This window comes from Pseudomonas sp. (assembly GCF_049653025.1).
Taxonomy (GTDB): Bacteria; Pseudomonadota; Gammaproteobacteria; order Pseudomonadales; family Pseudomonadaceae; genus Aquipseudomonas.
This window is the reverse complement of sequence record NZ_JBASFM010000005.1, coordinates 203,702-219,549: the sequence shown is the minus strand read 5'-3', so window position 1 is coordinate 219,549 and position 15,848 is coordinate 203,702. Positions and strand designations below refer to the sequence as shown.

Here is a 15,848-nt window from a genome sequence, read left to right as displayed (position 1 = left end):
CGGCGCTTTCTGCCGTGACCATCTGGAAGTGTGTCGCAGCGCACATAATGGCGATGCGCCAGGCTTGGTTAATTTCAGCAATCCAGTACTCTGGTGCCACTTTCGGAGAATTACCTGACCGCAGGATACGCGCCACTGACACACGGATGTGCGTGATTAGACGTCGATTACGACGCATCCGGGCGGCTGTATTGCCCTTTATAGTGCTGTGGGGGAAGTTGTTTGTCCGCGTTAGTCGAACCTTTACGGTTGGTCCTGTTGGCCGAAGCGCCAGACTGGGCCGAGTCGCTGCGTGAGCGCCTGAGCATTCTGGGCAGCGGCTATGCGCTGATTACTGCACCGTCCTGGGAAGCGGCCAGCGGCCTATTCGATACGCTCAGCAGCGCGCTGCTGTTGACCACCCCGCGCTACCTGCCTGCCCCCGGGCACTGTTCGCTACCCACTATCCTGCTGCTCGACGCCGAACCCAGCGAGGTTCCGGATGGCGTGTGCGACTGGCTGGTGCGCGAGCACCTCAGTACCGAAGTGCTGCGCCGCTGCCTGCGCTATGCGCGTGAGCGCGGCAACCTGAAAGACACCTTGCACCGCCTGGCCGAGCAGGATGCCCTGACCGGCATCGCCAACCGCCAGGGTTTCCAGACCCTGCTGGCCGCGCGCCTGGCCGAGTACGAAGGCCGCGGCCTGACCCTCGGCCACCTCGATTTGGACAACTTCCGCCACGCCAACGATGCCCTCGGTTACCAGGGCGGCGACAGCCTGATTCTGCAGGTGGTGGCGCGGATCAAGGCGCAGTTGCAGGCCGGCGACCAGGTGGCGCGGCTGGGCAGCGATGAATTCGCCTTGCTCCTCGACAGCCGCCGCGACCCGCAACGCGCCGAACGCCTGGCCGCGCAGCTGACCGAAGCCCTGGGCGAGCCTTACTGGATCGACGGCGAAAGCCTGCTGATCGGTTGCAGCCTGGGGCTGGCCCATTCCCGCGCAGGCGGCAGTGCCGACCCGCTGATGTGGCATGCGCATATCGCCATGCAGCAGGCCAAGAGTCAGCAGGGCTGCACCTTTCATATCTATGACGAGCGGATCAACCGCAGCGCGCGCAACCAGGCCGACCTGGAAAGCGAACTGCGCCGCGCCCTGCGCCGTGACGAGCTGGAGCTGCATTACCAGCCGCGCCTGTGCCTGCAGACCGGGCGCATTGTCGGCCTGGAAGCGCTGGTGCGCTGGCGCCACAGCGTGCACGGCCTGCTGGCCCCCAACGAATTCGTGCCGCTGGCCGAGGAAAGCGGGCTGATCGTGCCGCTCGGCTACTGGGTGATTTCCCGCGCGCTGCGCGATATGCAGTGGCTGCGCGGGCGTGGCCTGCCGGCGCTGCATATGGCGATCAACCTGTCATTCCGCCAATTTCAGGACAGCCAGCTGCTGCCGACCCTCAGCCGCCTGATCGAAGAGCGCGGGGTGGATGCGCAGTGGCTGGAGTTCGAGCTGACCGAGACCGCGGTAATGCGCCGCAGCGATCAGGTGCAGCAGACCATGCTGGCCCTCGGTCGCCTCGGCGTGCGTTTCTCCCTCGACGATTTCGGCACCGGATTCTCCTCCTTTGTGCACCTGAACAACCTGCCGATCACCCTGCTGAAAATCGACAAGAGCTTTGTCGGCGGCATGAGCGAGCGCGCGGAGAACCGCCAGCTGGTACGGGCGATGATCAACCTGGCGCACAACCTCAACCTGCAGGTGGTGGGCGAGGGCGTGGAAAACGCCGAGCAACTGGCGCTGCTGCGTCAGTTCGGCTGCGATCAGGTGCAGGGCTACCTGATCAGCAAGGCCTTGCCGCTTAACGAGCTGGCGCGGTTCCTGGTATTTGGCATGCGCCAGCCCTTGCTTGGACTGAGCAACAGCTGAGCTACTCGCTGATGCAAAAAGGCCCGCACTTGCTGCGGGCCTTTTGGGTTTTAAGGGCTTACTGCGCGGTCTGGCTTTGGGCTTGGGCCTGGCGCTGCGCCAGTTTCTGTTGGCGGTAGCTGATGGCCGCCGCTGGTACGGCGGTGACCTTGCCGGTTTCCAGCCAGCGCTTGAGGCGATTGGCGTCGGCCATATGGGTGTATTTGCCGAAGGCATCCAGCACCACGAACGCCACTTGGCGCTTATTCATTACGGTATTCATCACCAGGCAGCGGCCGGCTTCACCGGTGTAGCCGGTCTTGCTCAGCTGCACGCTCCAGTCGGCCTTGCGCACCAGGTTGTTGGTGTTGCGAAAGCCCAGGCTGTAGTTGGGTTTGCGGAACGCCTGGGTCTTCTCCGAGGTGGTGCTGAACTGGCTGATCAGCGGGTACTGGCGTGCGGCCTGGAGCATCAGCACCAGGTCGCGGGCGCTCGACACGTTGTACTCCGACAGCCCGGTGGGCTCGACAAAGCGTGAGCTCTTCATGCCCAGGGCGCGGGCCTTGGCGTTCATCGCCGCGACAAAGGCCGCGTGGCCGCCCGGATAGTGGTGCGCCAGGCTCGCGGCGGCGCGGTTTTCCGAGGCCATCAGGGCCAGCAGCAGCATGTCGCGGCGGCTCAGCTCGCTGCCTACGCGCACGCGGGAGAATACACCGCGCATTTCATGGGTGTCGCGAATCATGATCGGCAGCACCTGATCCAGCGGCAGCTTGGCGTCGAGGGTGACCATGGCGGTCATCAGCTTGGTCACCGAGGCAATCGGCACCACGCTGTCGGCGTTGCGCTCGTAGAGCACCTGGTTGGTCTGCAGATCGACCAGCAGCGCGCTGCCGGCGGCCAGTTCCTGTTGCTTGGGCGCGGCGGCCTGGGTGTTCGATGCAACTACAACGCAGCTGCAGATCAGCAGCAGGCTTACTATCGATTGGCGGATTTTCACGGAGGCTTCACGGGCAGGTTGGAAGGAGGGTGCGCGCTGCCAAGTATACGGAAATCCGTGCCCGAGCTTGAGCGCTGCAGGCTTAAATCGTCATTCTGGCGCGCTATAGTGCGCCAACCCTGATTGCCGTGAGCCACCGCATGTCCAGCCTGCCTGAACACTCCCCGCCTGCCTCGGTCAGCCTGCGCGAGGCGGTTCTTTTCTGGCTGAAGCTCGGCCTGATCAGCTTCGGCGGGCCGGCCGGGCAGATCGCGATCATGCACCAGGAGCTGGTGGAGAAGCGCCGCTGGCTGTCCGAACGGCGTTTTCTGCATGCGCTGAACTACTGCATGCTGCTGCCGGGGCCGGAGGCGCAGCAGCTGGCCACCTATATCGGCTGGCTGCTGCACCGCACCTGGGGCGGGGTGATTGCCGGCGTACTGTTCGTGCTGCCGTCGCTGTTTATCCTGATCGGCCTGTCCTGGCTGTATATCGCTTATGGCGATGTGCCGCTGGTGGCGGGGATCTTCTACGGGATCAAACCGGCGGTCACCGCCATCGTCATGCAGGCGGCCTGGCGCATCGGCTCACGGGCGCTGAAGAACAACTGGCTGTGGGGTATTGCCGGGGCTTCCTTTGTGGCGATTTTTGCCTTCAATGTGCCGTTTCCGTTGATCGTGCTTGGCGCAGCGCTGCTCGGTTACCTCGGTGGCCGTCTGTTGCCGCAGCAGTTCAGTCTGGGCGGCGGGCATGCGCAACAGGGCAAGTCTTATGGTCCGGCGCTGATCGATGATGACAGCCCACCGGCGGCGCACACGCGCTTTCGGGCTTCGCGTCTGGCGTTGTTGCTGCTGGTAGGCGCGCTGCTCTGGTTGCTGCCGATGGGCCTGCTGACCTGGCTGTATGGCTGGGATGGCACGCTGACGCAGATGGCCTGGTTTTTTACCAAGGCGGCGCTGCTGACCTTTGGCGGTGCCTATGCGGTGCTGCCGTATGTCTACCAGGGAGCGATCGGCCACTACGGCTGGCTAACGCCGACGCAGATGATCGACGGCCTGGCCCTGGGGGAAACCACGCCGGGGCCGCTGATCATGGTGGTGGCGTTTGTGGCCTTTGTCGGGGCTTATCTGCAGCCGGTATTTGGTGGCGATTCGGGCTTTGTCAGCGGCGCAGTGGCGGCGGCGCTGGTCACCTGGTTTACCTTTCTGCCGTCCTTTCTATTTATTCTCGCTGGTGGGCCGCTGGTGGAATCGACCCATGGCGAGCTGAAATTCACCGCGCCACTAACCGCGATTACTGCCGCAGTGGTGGGGGTGATCCTAAATCTGGCGCTGTTCTTTGCCTACCACGTGCTCTGGCCGCAGGGCTTCGGCGAGACTTTCGACTGGCCGTCGGCTGTGCTTGCCGTGGCGGCGGCGCTGACGTTGCTGCGCTTCAAGCGTGGGGTGATGGAGGTGCTGCTGGTGTCGGCGCTGGCGGGGTTGGCGGTGTATCTACTGCGCTAAAAAAACCGCCGGGCGATTGCCCGGCGATCTGTGTAGCGCTGGCACTATCAGTGGAAGGGGAAGATGTAGTTCATCCAGGCGGCCATGCGCAGGAGGATCTTGCGCATGATGGCGACGTGGTGGAAATGCTCGGAATACAGCGCTGCCTGGCCATAGGCGCCGCCAGGCATGATGTCGCGGTACTGGGCGAAGTCCGGATCGGTCACCTCGAGCACCACCGGCACGCGGCCAGCGGGTGGTGAACCGGTGAAGCCGATCAGCGTGCCGCTGGCTTGCACCTGCCCCTCGGCGATCACTGGTAGCACCCTGCGTACCTTGGCCGTGAAGACCTGACCGGGCAGGCCGTCGAAGGCGATCTCGGCCTCGTCGCCGATGGTCAGGCGCAGCTGGCTGTTCTGCCGCATCCAGGCCACATAGTAGTAGTCCTCCTGCGGAATAAAGACCATCGACGGGCGCAACGGCAAGCGGGCCGCGAAAACCCCCGGACGCAGTGCGACCTGGGTGACGTAGCCGCGTGACGGCGCGCGGACCACGGTGCTGTCCAGCTCGAACTGGGCAATATTCAGCTGTGCCTGCAAGTCATCGACTTGCGCGCGGGTGATGTCGACATTGCGCAGGTTGCCGACGTTGCGCTTGGCCAGTTCGCTGGCGCGTGACAGATCAGCCCTGGCCGAGAACAAGCGGGCCTTGAGCGACTTGACCTGGTTTTCGAATGGCGTGGGGTCGATACGGAACAGCACGTCGCCTTTTTCCAGGGTCCGGTGCTCGTGCGCGGGTACCTCGATCACCAGGCCGCTGACTGCCGGGACGATCGGTGTGCTGACGAAGTAGCTGCGCGACACCTCGGAGTAGGGGTGGTTGTAGTTCATCAGAAAGATCAGCGAACCGATCAATACGATCCCGCCGAGCACGGCGGTCGGCACCGTCCATTTATTCAGCGGAATCTTGAATATTTTGAAGATGGCGACGCAGATGGCGGTGTAGGTAAGGATCAATAACAGGTCCATGTTTACACCTCCTCTGGGCGTTGTGGGGCAGACGCTGGCAGCGTGCTGGCGGGGCTGTCCTGCGGTTCAGCCGGTGTAGCTGGCGGCGCACTCAGCGCTGCCAGGCTGGCCTGCAGTGCGCTGACTTGCTGCTCCAGCGCCTCAAGGCGCGCGTCTTCTACCTTGGCTTGGCTGAAGCCCCAGCCGCGGTCTTCGCGATACAGGGTGGCCCAGATCCACAGGAACGGCCAGATCGCATGCAGGGTGAACAGGCTGACCCAGCCGGCCACGTGGATCGCATCTTGTTGTGGGTGGTTGCGGTGTACGGCGATGTCATAAGGGATGTCGTGCATCACGATAACCCCGTAAAACAGCACCACTGCGGCAAACACGAGAATGCCCAGCGCTATGTAGTCCAGCATCGTTAGCCCCTCCTTGCTTATTCTGATTTGCGGCCATTGTAGACAAATCAGTGTTACCAGGAAGCGCTATCTGCGCTAACAGCGGCCAGGCCATTGTTCGCGCAGATGACGTGCGGCTATAGAAACCAGCGGTACTCCCGCGCACTGACTTCCTGCATAAAGGCCAGGTGGTCCTGGCGCTTGTTCTCGCAGTAGACCATCACGAACTCACTGCCCAGGCCCTGGTTGACCACTGGATGATCGCGCATGGCGCTGACGGCGCTGAGCATGTCCTGGGGGAAGTCGATGCCGCTGCCGCGATCTTCGTTGAGCGGCGCAATCGGCTCCCTGGCGGCATCCAGGCCGTGCTCCATGCCGGTGAGGATGGCCGCCAGCACCAGGTACGGATTGGCGTCGGCCCCGGCCAGGCGGTGTTCGATGCGCAGGTTCCTGCCGTCCGACTCGGGGATGCGGATGCACGCATCGCGGTCCTCAAAACCCCAGCTGGCGCGGCTGGCGGCGTTGACCATGGCCCCGTAGCGGCGGAAGGCGTTGTGGTTGGCGGCGAAGATCGGCATGCAGTGTGGCAGCAGTTCCAGGCAGCCGGCCACGGCGTGGCGCAGCGGGCGCTGTTCGTCGGCGGCCAGCAGGTTGTTGCCGGCCGCGTCATACAGGCTGACATGCACATGCATGCCGCTGCCCGGCGCGTGCAGGTAGGGCTTGCTCATAAAGCTGGCGCGCTGGCCGTGCTTGAACGCCACGCCACGGGTACTGCGGCAGAACAGGGCGGCCCAGTCGGCGGCGCGCAGGCCGTCGTCGCAATGGCCGAAGTTGATCTCGAACTGGCCCGGGCCGAGTTCGGCGGTGATCACGTTGGCGTCCACGCCCTGTTCGTTGGCGGCGTCGACGATCTCGTGCAGCACATCGGCAAAGCGCGACAGGCGTTCGATATGCATATTCGGCTGATCGTCTTCGTCGCCGCACAGCGGGTCGCGGGGGAACTGCGGCAGGCCGTCTTGCAGCTTGCGATCAAACAGATAGAACTCCAGCTCGAACGCCACCACCGGGCGGATACCGCGCGCTTCCAAACGCTTGAGCACACGGGCGAGCACTTCACGCGGTTCGAAATCGATGGGTGCGGCGGTTCCATCGGAGCTGATCAGCATCTGCCCCAGCGGCTGGCTCTCCCAGCGCACCGGCTTGAGCGTGCCGGGGATCAGTCGGCGTGGTGCATCCGGGTCACCGTCGTTAAAGCAGTAATCGCCAATCGGATGCAGGCCGCCCTGCACGCCGAGCAGCACGCAGTTCTGCGGGATTTTCAGCGGGCTGCCGGCGGCGACCTTCTCCAGCATGTCGATGGGGTAACGTTTGCCGTAGAAATGCCCGGGGATGTCCAGGCTGATCAGGTCGACATAGCGCACCTCGGGGTGGGCGCTGCGGAAGGCGCGGACTTCGCTGAGCAGGTCGGGGAATGCTGTTGTTATTGTCATGGCGGCTATCTGCGCGGGTCAGGTGAAGACCCAGAGCACTCGTGTTGGGGAATCGGAAAGGTTGGCGTAGCGAAACTGTGCGTGTGGCGGTAACTGGAAGCTGTCATTCGGGCCGAGGGTGACCGGCTCGGCAGCGTCGCCGTACCAGATCGTCAGCTCGCCTTCGAGGACGAAACCGCCCTGTTCGGAGCTGTCGTTCAAATGCCCGTCACCGCTGCTGGCGCCAGGATCCAAACGGCTTTCGAGCATGGAGAAGCCGCCGGCCATGGTTGGCGAGGCCAGTACGTCGGTGATACCGCCGGCGTAATACAGGGTGCGGCGCTCGCCGGGGCGGGTGACCCAGGGCACGTCGCGCGGCTTGCTCAGGCTGTAGAAATAGGTGGTCGGTACGCCAAGGGTTTCGCTGATGGCGGTGAGATCGGCCACGGTCGGGCGGGACAGGCCGCGCTCGACCTGGGAGAGAAAGCCCACCGAACGGTCGATACGCGCGGCCAGCTCACCCAGGGTGAGGTTCTTGTGCTTGCGCAGGTCGCGGATCAGGATCGCCAGACCTTCGACTTCTTCCTGCATATCCATCGGGTGTTCCTTGCTGTGGTTGGGCTCTTGTAGGGTGGATGACGCTTTTTCATCCACCGGCTTTGGTGGAAAACGCTGCGCGGTTTTCCACCCTACGAGAGCAAGTTGCCCATCATCAAATGACGTCGCGCAGGCGGTACCAAGCCTTGCCGACGGCCTCGATCGGCGCAGCTAGCAGGTCGCCGCCAGGGAAGCGCGGGTTGCTCAGGCCCTGGTACAGCTCAAGCAGATCGCTGTCACCGAGGATCGCATCGCTGACCGCGCGGGCGGCGGCCAGGGTCGGCAGGATGCCGTGGCCAGAGAAGCCTTGTAGCCAGTACTTCTGCCCGTTGCGGCCGACATCCGGGGTGCGGTGCATGGTGCAGTCGATATGCCCGCCCCAGCCGTAGTCGATCTGCACGCCGCGCAGTTGCGGGAATACGCGTTCCAGATAAGGCCGGGTGGCCGCCGGCACGTCCGCCGGGATGCCGCCCAGATAAGTGCAACCGCCGCCGAACAGCAGGCGATTGTCCGGGGTGACGCGGAAGTAATCCGGGACGAACTGGTTGTCGATGGCGCAGGTGCCGCGCGGGAACAGTGAGCGCGCCAGCTCCGGGTCCAGCGGCGCGGTGGCGACCTGGTAGGAGCCGACCGGCAGCAGGCGTTTCGACAGTTGCGCATCGAGCTTGTCGATATAGGCGTTGCAGGCCAGCACCAACACGTCGCTGCGTACCTCGCCGTGCTCAGTGCGCGCTACATAACCGTCCGCCGTCTCTTGATAACTCAGCGCTTTGCTCTGCTCGAAGATTTTGCCGCCGGCTTTCTCGATGGCGTCTGCCAGGCCCTGGGCCAGTTTCAGCGGGTTGAGATGCGCTGCGCCGCTGTCATGCAGGGCGGCCAGGTAGCGCGGGCTGGCGATCCACTCGGGCAGTTCGTCCTTGGGAATAAAGCTCAGCTGCGTGTAGCCGTACTTCTGCTCGGCTTCTTCCAGGCTGTCCTGCAGCTGACGCACGCGGCGCGGCAGCACGGCGGTGTAGATCGCGCCGGTGCGGTAGTCGATATCGAAGTTATGGCGCTCGGGCAGTTCGCGCATTTCCTCGGCGGCCCAGACCATGCTGTCCCACAGGCGGCGGGCGCGTTCCAGGCCGAGGGCCTTCTCGAACGGCGACATATCGCAGGACCAGCCCGGCAGCGCCTGACCACCGTTGCGTCCGGATGCCGCCCAGGCCAGCCGACTGGCTTCCAGCAGCACCACCTTCTTGCCGGCCAGGGCCAGGCGTAGCGCGCTGTGCAGGCCGCTGAAGCCGCCACCGATAATCAGCACGTCGCACTGCAGCGCTTCCTGCAGGCGCGGGCGCAGCGGGATGGAACCGGGGTAGGTGCCGGCGTAGTAGGTGCCGATATGCTGGGCGGATTGTTTGAACACGGTGCGCCTCATGAAATTTCGTAATTAGAATTTCATGAAAAGATACGCGATAAATTTCATAAGGCCAAGCGCCTGGAGCACCTCGCTCGGTTGCAAGCCCGGCTGACGCTTAGGTCGGGCTCAACCTGCGGCCCCCACGTCAAACTGCTGAACACGGTTACGCCCGCTGTTTTTCGCCGTGTACAGCGCGCGGTCGGCGCGTTCCAGCAGGCTGTCGGCGTTGTCCGTGGTGTCTTCGGTGGAGGCGATGCCGGCGCTCAGGGTCACCGAGAACTCGCTGCCGCTGGCGATAAACTGCAGCTCGGCAAAGCGCTGGCGGATTTCGTCGAGAATCCGCAGCGCCTGTTCGGCCGGGCAGTCGGGCAACACCACCAGGAACTCCTCGCCGCCGTAACGGCCGAGGCTGTCGATGCGCCGCAGGCGCTGGCGCAGCAGGTTGGCCAGGGCGCGGATGACGTTGTCACCGGCGGCGTGGCCATGGCTGTCGTTGACCTTCTTGAAGAAGTCGATATCCAGCATCGCCACGCTGGCGGGCTTGCCGCTGCGCTGGGCGCGCTCCAGTTCGACCGCCGCCTGCTCCTTGATGTCGGCGTGCTTGAGCAGCCCGGTCAGGCTGTCGCGGGCCAGGGCGTTGCTCAGCAGGCGCGCGCGCTGGGCGCGGGAGAACACCGCGGCGACCAGGGCGTTGTCGGAAATCGGCTTGGTGACGAAATCATCGCCGGCCTTGATCAGCGCGTTCATCTGCCGGCCGATATCGGTTTCCGCCGACAGGTAGACGATCGGCACGCGCAGCCAGTCGTCGTTCATGCGGATGATCTGCGCCAGTTCCGGACCGGTGCAGTCCGGCATGCTGACGTCCAGCAGCACCACTTCGGGGTTGAAGCTGCGCATGCGGGCGAAGATTTCCGCGGGCTCATGGAGCATTTCCACCAGCATATTGGCCCCGCGCAGAATCAGGCTGAAACGGCTGGCCAGTTCACGGTCGTCATCGATGATCAGCACCCGGTACGGCTCGCCCTGCTGCTGGGCGAAACAGCGCTCCAGGCGGTTTTCCAGCTGGGGGATGTCCACCGGTTTGGTGAAGAAGCCCAGAGCCCCGACGCGCACCGCTTCCAGGTAGGTGGCGAAGTCGTCCTGGGTGGTGATCACCAGCAGCGGCAGCGGTTCATCCAGGCGTTGTTGCAGGCTGGCGGCGTAGGCCAGCCCGGTCTGGCTTTCGTCGGGCAGGTTGACGTCGACAATCAGCGCATCGGGCAGTTGCTGCTGCAGGGCGGCGTCGAGGTCGGCGATGTGGCTGAAGTGTTCGGCGTGATAGCCGAAGTTGTTCAGCGTCAGGCGCATGGTTTCGCCAATCGAGCGCTGGTCCTCGAGGATATAGATGCGCCGCGAGCTGCTGCTCGGCTTGACTGCCTTGGCCTTGCGCGTGGCCCGTGCCTGCGGGCGCTCGGCCTGGAACTGCTGGCTGGCCAGCTGCTGCAGGCTGTGGCTGAAGTCCTGCAGGCTCTGCTGTTCCTGTTGCAGGGTTTCCAGCCAGATGTCCGCTTGCTGCTCCAGCTCGCGGGCGCGCTGGCCGAGGCTGCTGAAGCCGAAGGTGCCGGCCGCGCCTGCCAGCTTGTGCAGCTGGTCGCGCAGGCTCTGCAAGCAGCGCAGCTGGTCCTGCGGGTCGGTGGCGTGCAGCAGGCGTTCGGCGTTCACCCCCAGCGCGGGCAGTTCCTGCTCCAGGCGCTGGGCGAAGGCCGCGCTGAGCCGCTGCAGCTGTTGCTGCAGTTCATCGGCAGGGGCTTTGCCTTTACTCATGGGCCTGGCTCCAGATCTTGCGCACCTGCGCAGCCAGTTGCATCGGGTCGAACGGCTTGATGATCACATCACGCGCGCCGAGGCTGCGGTAGTGCTCGATTTCCGCCGGTTGCACCTTGGCGGTCATAAAGGCCACCGGGATCTGCCCGATATCCACCAGGCGGGCCAGGCGCGCCAGGGTCTGCGGGCCGTCCATGTCCGGCATCATCACATCCAGCAGGATAAAGTCCGGGGCAAAGCCCTGCACCTGGTCCAGGGCGTCCTGGCCGCAGGCGCAACTGAGCACCTGAAAGCCGCCGACGGCTTCCAGGGCGAGCTTGGCGACGGCCTGGATCGACGGGTCGTCTTCGACATGCAGGATGCGCTGCAAATCAGCCATGTCGGTTTTCCTCGGGGGTAGGTGATGCAATCTGGGCGTGCGCAGCCAGGGTAGTCAGCTCGAACCAGAAAGTCGCGCCTTTACCGGCCGGCGAGTCGAAACCGATGGTGCCGCCCATGCGCTCGATGATTTCCTTGCTGATCGCCAGGCCCAGGCCGGTGCCGCCTTTCTGCCGGGTATCGGTGGCATCGGCCTGGGAAAATTTGCTGAAGATCCGCGCCTGGAAATTTTCCGGCACGCCGGGGCCATGGTCGCGCACGCTGACGCGAATGCGTTCGCCCTGCTGCTGCAGGCTGATGTCCACGCTCTGGCCCTGGGGCGAGAACTTCGCCGCGTTCGACAGCAGGTTGGCCAGCACCTGGGCCAGGCGCAGCTTGTCGACTCGCACGCTGGCAGCGGTAGGCGGCGTGTGCAGGCTGAGGCGCACCTGGTACTGACTGGCGTAGGGCTGGTTTTCTTCGATGGCCTGTTCCAGCAGTGGTTGCAGCGCTTCGTCGCTCAGCTCGAAGAGCATCTTGCCGGCCACCAGTTTGTCCATGTCGAGCAGGTCGTTGATCAGCAGGTTGAGCCGCAGGCTGTTGTCCTGGGCAATCTGCAGCATCTGCTGCATGGCGGCGGGCACCGCGCCCAGCGCACCGCCGTTGACCAGGCCGAGGGAGCCGGCAATCGCAGTCAGCGGGGTGCGCAGTTCATGGCTGACGGTGGAGACGAATTCATTCTTCATCTGCTCGATGCGCTTGCGCTCCTCAATGTCGCGGATCACCGCAATAAAGCGCCGCTCGCCCTGGTGGCTGATCTGCGAGATGGCCAGCTCCACGGTGAAGGGCGTGCCGTTCTTGCGCAGGGCGGTCAGTTCGATTTCCTTGCCGAGGATCTGCTGGATATCGGTTTTCAGGTAGTGGCTGAGGTAGCGGGCGCGCTGGCTACGCTGCGGCTCGGGCATCAGCTGGGTGACCCGGTGGCCGCTGATTTCCAGGTGGCTGTAGCCGAAGATGCGCTCGGCGGCATGGTTGAAGGTTTCGATATAGCCCTGCTGGTCGATGGTGATGATGGCATCGAGGACGTTGTCGAGCAGGGTGCGCAGGTAGTCCTCGCGCTCGCGAATGGCCATTTCGGCGGCGATGCGCTCGCTGAAGTCCTGGATCTGCGCGACGAAGTGCACCGGCTGGTTGTCGCTGTCGCGTACCAGCGAGACGCTCAGCAGTACCCAGATGATGCGGTGCTGGCGGTCCAGGTAGCGTTTCTCCATCTGGTAGCTGTCGATACGCCCGGCCAGCAGGTCATCGATGTTCTGCAGGTCGGCGTCGAGGTCGTCCGGGTGGGTGATGTGCTGGAAGTCGATGCTCAGCAGCTCCTCGCGGCTGTAGTCGAGCATCCGGCACAGCACGTCGTTGACCTCCAGCCAGTCGCCCTGCAGCGACACCAGCGCCATGCCCTGGGGCGCGGTGCTGAAGGCGCTGCTGAAGCGCTGCTGGCTGAGGCGCAGTTGGTCTTCGACGGCCTTGCGGTCGCTGATGTCCCAGATAAACCCGGAGATCCACTGCAGGTTGCCGTGGCTGTCGTATTCGCCACGGCCCTTTTCCCGCACCCAGACGCTGTGGCCGTCGGCGTGCAGCAGGCGGTAGGTCAGCTCGAAGGATTCCTGGCGCTCGATGGCGGCCACCGCGCGGTAGGTGATCGGCAGGTCGTCGGGGTGCACCACGCTGGAGAAGCTGCGCGTGCGGTTGTTGACGAAGTCGGCGGCCGGGTAGCCGCTGAGTACCTGAATTTCCTCGCTGAGGTAACTCATCGACCAGTCGGCGTCGTTGCGGCAGCGGTACACCGCGCCCGGCAGGCTGCTGACCAGGCCGCGGAAGCGGCTTTCGCTCTTCTGCAGGGCTCGGGTGGCCTGGTGCAGGTCGTTGATGTCGCTGGCGATGCCCAGGTAACCGCTGATGCTGCCATCCGCGTCATGCATGGCGCTGACGGTGAGGTTGACGATGCGTTGTTCACCGCCCTTGCGCACGTAGGTCCATTGCTGGGTTTGCGCCTCGCCCTTGGCCGGGTTGGTGATAAACACCGCAAAGCCTTCGATGGTGCGCTGCTCCTGCCGGCTGAGCTGCGCGCCGCGGGCCTGGATTTCGCTGTCCAGGTGGAACAGCGCGGGGCTGTGCAGGCCGATCACCTCGGCGCTGCTGTAGCCCAGCAGGCGTTCGGCCCCGGAGTTGAACAGATTGATCAGGCCGTGACGGTCGGTGGTGATGATGCTCACCCCGGTTGCCGAGTCGAGCACGGCCTGCAGGAAGCGCCGCGTCTGGCGGCTCTGCTCTTCATGCTGAAAGCGCTCCAGGGTGGCCCCGACCCAGCGCGCGAACAGGCGCAGGAATTCCTGGTCGGCCTCGTCGAACGGTGCCAGGCGCTCCTCGTGGGCGCAGAAGGCCAGGGTGCCGAAGCGCTGCCCGGCGACCCACAGGCTGATGCCGATGTAGGTCTCCAGGGCGAACAGCGGGTAGCACGGGTGGCTGGCGTATTCGCTCTGGCCCATGTGGCTGATGGCGAGCACGTCGTCGCTGTGCAGCGCGAGGCTGCAATAGGTGTCGCCCAGGGCGAAACACTGGCCGTCCTGCAGGCCGCCTGGCGGGGAGACTTGCACCTGCACGCGGTAGGTGTCCGCCTCGATCTGGCTGATGATGCCGATGGGCAGGTCGTAGAAGCTTGCGCCCAGTTGCAGGGCCTGGCGCAGCTGATCCTGGCTGCTCAGTTTGGGCAGCGCGGCAATTTCGTTGAGCGCGCGCAGGGCCGCCTGCTGGCGCTGCATGCGTTGCTGGGTCTGCTCGCGCTGGATATCCCGGCGCAGGGCCTCGATCAACTGGCCGAGGGTGGCCAGCAGCGGCTGCAGAAATTCGACGAAGGCCGGGTCGTAGCCACCCGGGCGATTGGCCAGGCCGAGCAGGCCGACCCGCTGGCCATCGGCATGCACCGGCAGGCCGGCGAAGGCCTGCAGCGCCAGTGCGTCGGTCGGCACGCTGAGGGCATTGTTGAGCAGCGGCCCCGGGCTGCGCAGCGCCTGCTCGAGCAGGCTGTCGAGATCGGCTGAGTGCAGATCCTGAGGCGCGCCGGCGGGTTTGCCGCGGGTGTAGTCCCAGGCGCTGGCGCTGATGGCGTAGGCGCGCAGCGAGGGCGCGCCCCGCGCGTCGTGCAGCACTTCGCCGATAAAACCGAACTGACTGGCGGTCAGCTCGAGGATGTGCCCGAGCAGTGCATCGAAGGCTTCACGCTGGTTGTGCGCATTGATATAGGCGGCCTGCGCCTGGCTGATCACCGCCAGCAGCCGGCGCGACTGTTCGCTTTGCTGGTGTTTGTCGAGCAATTCGCGGTGATGGCGGTAGATCAGGGTCTGGCTGCTGTGGCGGGTGGCCAGCAACAGCAACAGCAGCAAGGCTTCGGCAGCAATCCAGGCCAGCAGCCACTTGGCGATCAGCCAGCGCTTTTCGGTTTGATGGTGCAGGTAGAGCTCGCTGATGTCGCGCCAGGTCAGAGCAATGGCTGCCGGGCGCGGTGTGGCGGCCGCTGCCTGCGAGTAGCCGGGCAGGACCAGTTGGTTGAGCAGGTAGGTGCGGCCATCGGCCTGCAGCAGCTTGAGGGTGTCGCCGGCATCCGGGGCGGGCAGCAGGTGCTGGGTATGCCAGCGCTGGATCTGCGTGCGTGAGAAGCCTTCCAGGTACCAGCGCTGGGCCGACTCGCCGGGGTTCGGCGACAGTGGTGCGGTGCGCGGCAGCAACAGGGCCACTCCGGCGTCCAGCTCGCGATCCAGTTGTTGCAGGTCACTGAGCACGTCGAGGCTGACCTCCAGGGCCCCGATGCTGAGTGGGCCGTTGCTGCTTTCCACTTGCAGCGGGGTGATCGCATGCATGCCCAGGCCCTCATCGCCCATGCCCAGGCCGACCTTGTCGCTGGCGTCGCGCAGCGCATCGAGCAGCAGCGACCGTTGCGCGGCGGGCTGGTCGGCATAGCGTTCGGGCTGATGCACCCGCAGCAGCACCTCGGCGCTGGGAGCCAGGTGCACATACAGGGTGAACGGGTGGCTGCCTTGCAGGTTGCGCCAGCGTGGGGCGAGGCGGGTGAAGAGTTGCTTGCGGATGGCGTCCAGGGCCTTGTGGTCCGGGCTTGCCGTGGTTTGCAGGGCATGCGCCTGGCGTACCAGTTCGACCAGCCAGGAGTCTGCGGCAATCGTCTGGGCCAGCAGCTGCGCCTGGTCCTGCAAGCCCAGCTGGCTGCTTTGCAGGGCCAGGTTTTGCAGCTCGTGCTGCTTGGCGATCTGCAACTGCCAGAGGGTGTCGCGCTCCTTCAGGGCTACGCCGCCCAGCACGGCAAAGAAGAGTGCCAAGCCAACACTGCCCAGGCCGACGATCCAGCGGATTGTCGTGGGCTTTACCTCTTTACTCATGATGGGGCTGTCCTGATAGCGGGCAAACATGG

At 64.7% G+C, this 15,848-nt stretch carries 11 protein-coding genes; 2 read left to right on the top strand and 9 right to left on the bottom strand.

Annotated elements, in window-relative coordinates; translation table 11 throughout:
- Positions 1-222: 222 nt before the first annotated feature.
- Entirely contained in the window at positions 223-1,896 is a 1,674-nt protein-coding gene (locus WBK23_RS02885; RefSeq protein WP_424482481.1) for a putative bifunctional diguanylate cyclase/phosphodiesterase, read from the top strand.
- A gap of 58 nt (positions 1,897-1,954) precedes the next feature.
- Here WBK23_RS02885 and pbpG read toward each other — a convergent pair whose 3' ends face one another.
- Positions 1,955-2,872, bottom strand: coding sequence for a D-alanyl-D-alanine endopeptidase (gene pbpG / locus WBK23_RS02880; protein WP_424482480.1), 918 nt, complete (start codon positions 2,870-2,872; stop codon positions 1,955-1,957).
- A 140-nt stretch (positions 2,873-3,012) separates the two neighbouring features.
- Here pbpG and chrA point away from each other — a divergent pair, with 140 nt between their 5' ends.
- Positions 3,013-4,356: a chromate efflux transporter gene (chrA, locus tag WBK23_RS02875; RefSeq protein ID WP_424482479.1), complete on the top strand. Its 1,344-nt coding sequence runs from the start codon at positions 3,013-3,015 to the stop codon at positions 4,354-4,356.
- 47 nt (positions 4,357-4,403) lie between these two features.
- Here the strand turns inward: chrA and WBK23_RS02870 are convergent, their stop codons facing one another.
- The 8 genes from WBK23_RS02870 to WBK23_RS02835 form a co-directional block, all read right to left on the bottom strand.
- Positions 4,404-5,363, bottom strand: a complete 960-nt coding sequence (locus WBK23_RS02870) for an HlyD family secretion protein (RefSeq protein WP_424482478.1) — start codon at positions 5,361-5,363, stop codon at positions 4,404-4,406.
- A 2-nt stretch (positions 5,364-5,365) separates the two neighbouring features.
- Positions 5,366-5,764 carry a DUF3302 domain-containing protein gene (locus WBK23_RS02865; RefSeq protein ID WP_424482477.1) on the bottom strand — a complete coding sequence of 133 codons (399 nt, stop codon included), beginning with the start codon at positions 5,762-5,764 and terminating at the stop codon, positions 5,366-5,368.
- 116 nt (positions 5,765-5,880) lie between these two features.
- The gene (locus WBK23_RS02860) at positions 5,881-7,227 is read right to left on the bottom strand and encodes a glutamine synthetase family protein (RefSeq protein ID WP_424482501.1); all 1,347 of its coding nucleotides are present in this window, start codon (positions 7,225-7,227) and stop codon (positions 5,881-5,883) included.
- Positions 7,228-7,251: 24 nt separating this feature from the next.
- Entirely contained in the window at positions 7,252-7,809 is a 558-nt protein-coding gene (locus tag WBK23_RS02855) for a helix-turn-helix domain-containing protein (protein ID WP_424482476.1), read from the bottom strand.
- Between the two features lie 115 nt (positions 7,810-7,924).
- Positions 7,925-9,214, bottom strand: coding sequence for an NAD(P)/FAD-dependent oxidoreductase (locus tag WBK23_RS02850; protein WP_424482475.1), 1,290 nt, complete (start codon positions 9,212-9,214; stop codon positions 7,925-7,927).
- A gap of 120 nt (positions 9,215-9,334) precedes the next feature.
- Positions 9,335-11,011: a diguanylate cyclase gene (locus WBK23_RS02845; RefSeq protein ID WP_424482474.1), complete on the bottom strand. Its 1,677-nt coding sequence runs from the start codon at positions 11,009-11,011 to the stop codon at positions 9,335-9,337.
- Positions 11,004-11,390 carry a response regulator gene (locus WBK23_RS02840; RefSeq protein ID WP_424482473.1) on the bottom strand — a complete coding sequence of 129 codons (387 nt, stop codon included), beginning with the start codon at positions 11,388-11,390 and terminating at the stop codon, positions 11,004-11,006. The genes WBK23_RS02845 and WBK23_RS02840 overlap by 8 nt, the downstream gene beginning before the upstream one ends.
- Complete coding sequence (locus tag WBK23_RS02835; protein WP_424482472.1) at positions 11,383-15,816, bottom strand: PAS domain S-box protein; 4,434 nt, start codon at positions 15,814-15,816, stop codon at positions 11,383-11,385. The genes WBK23_RS02840 and WBK23_RS02835 overlap by 8 nt, the downstream gene beginning before the upstream one ends.
- Positions 15,817-15,848: the final 32 nt, after the last annotated feature.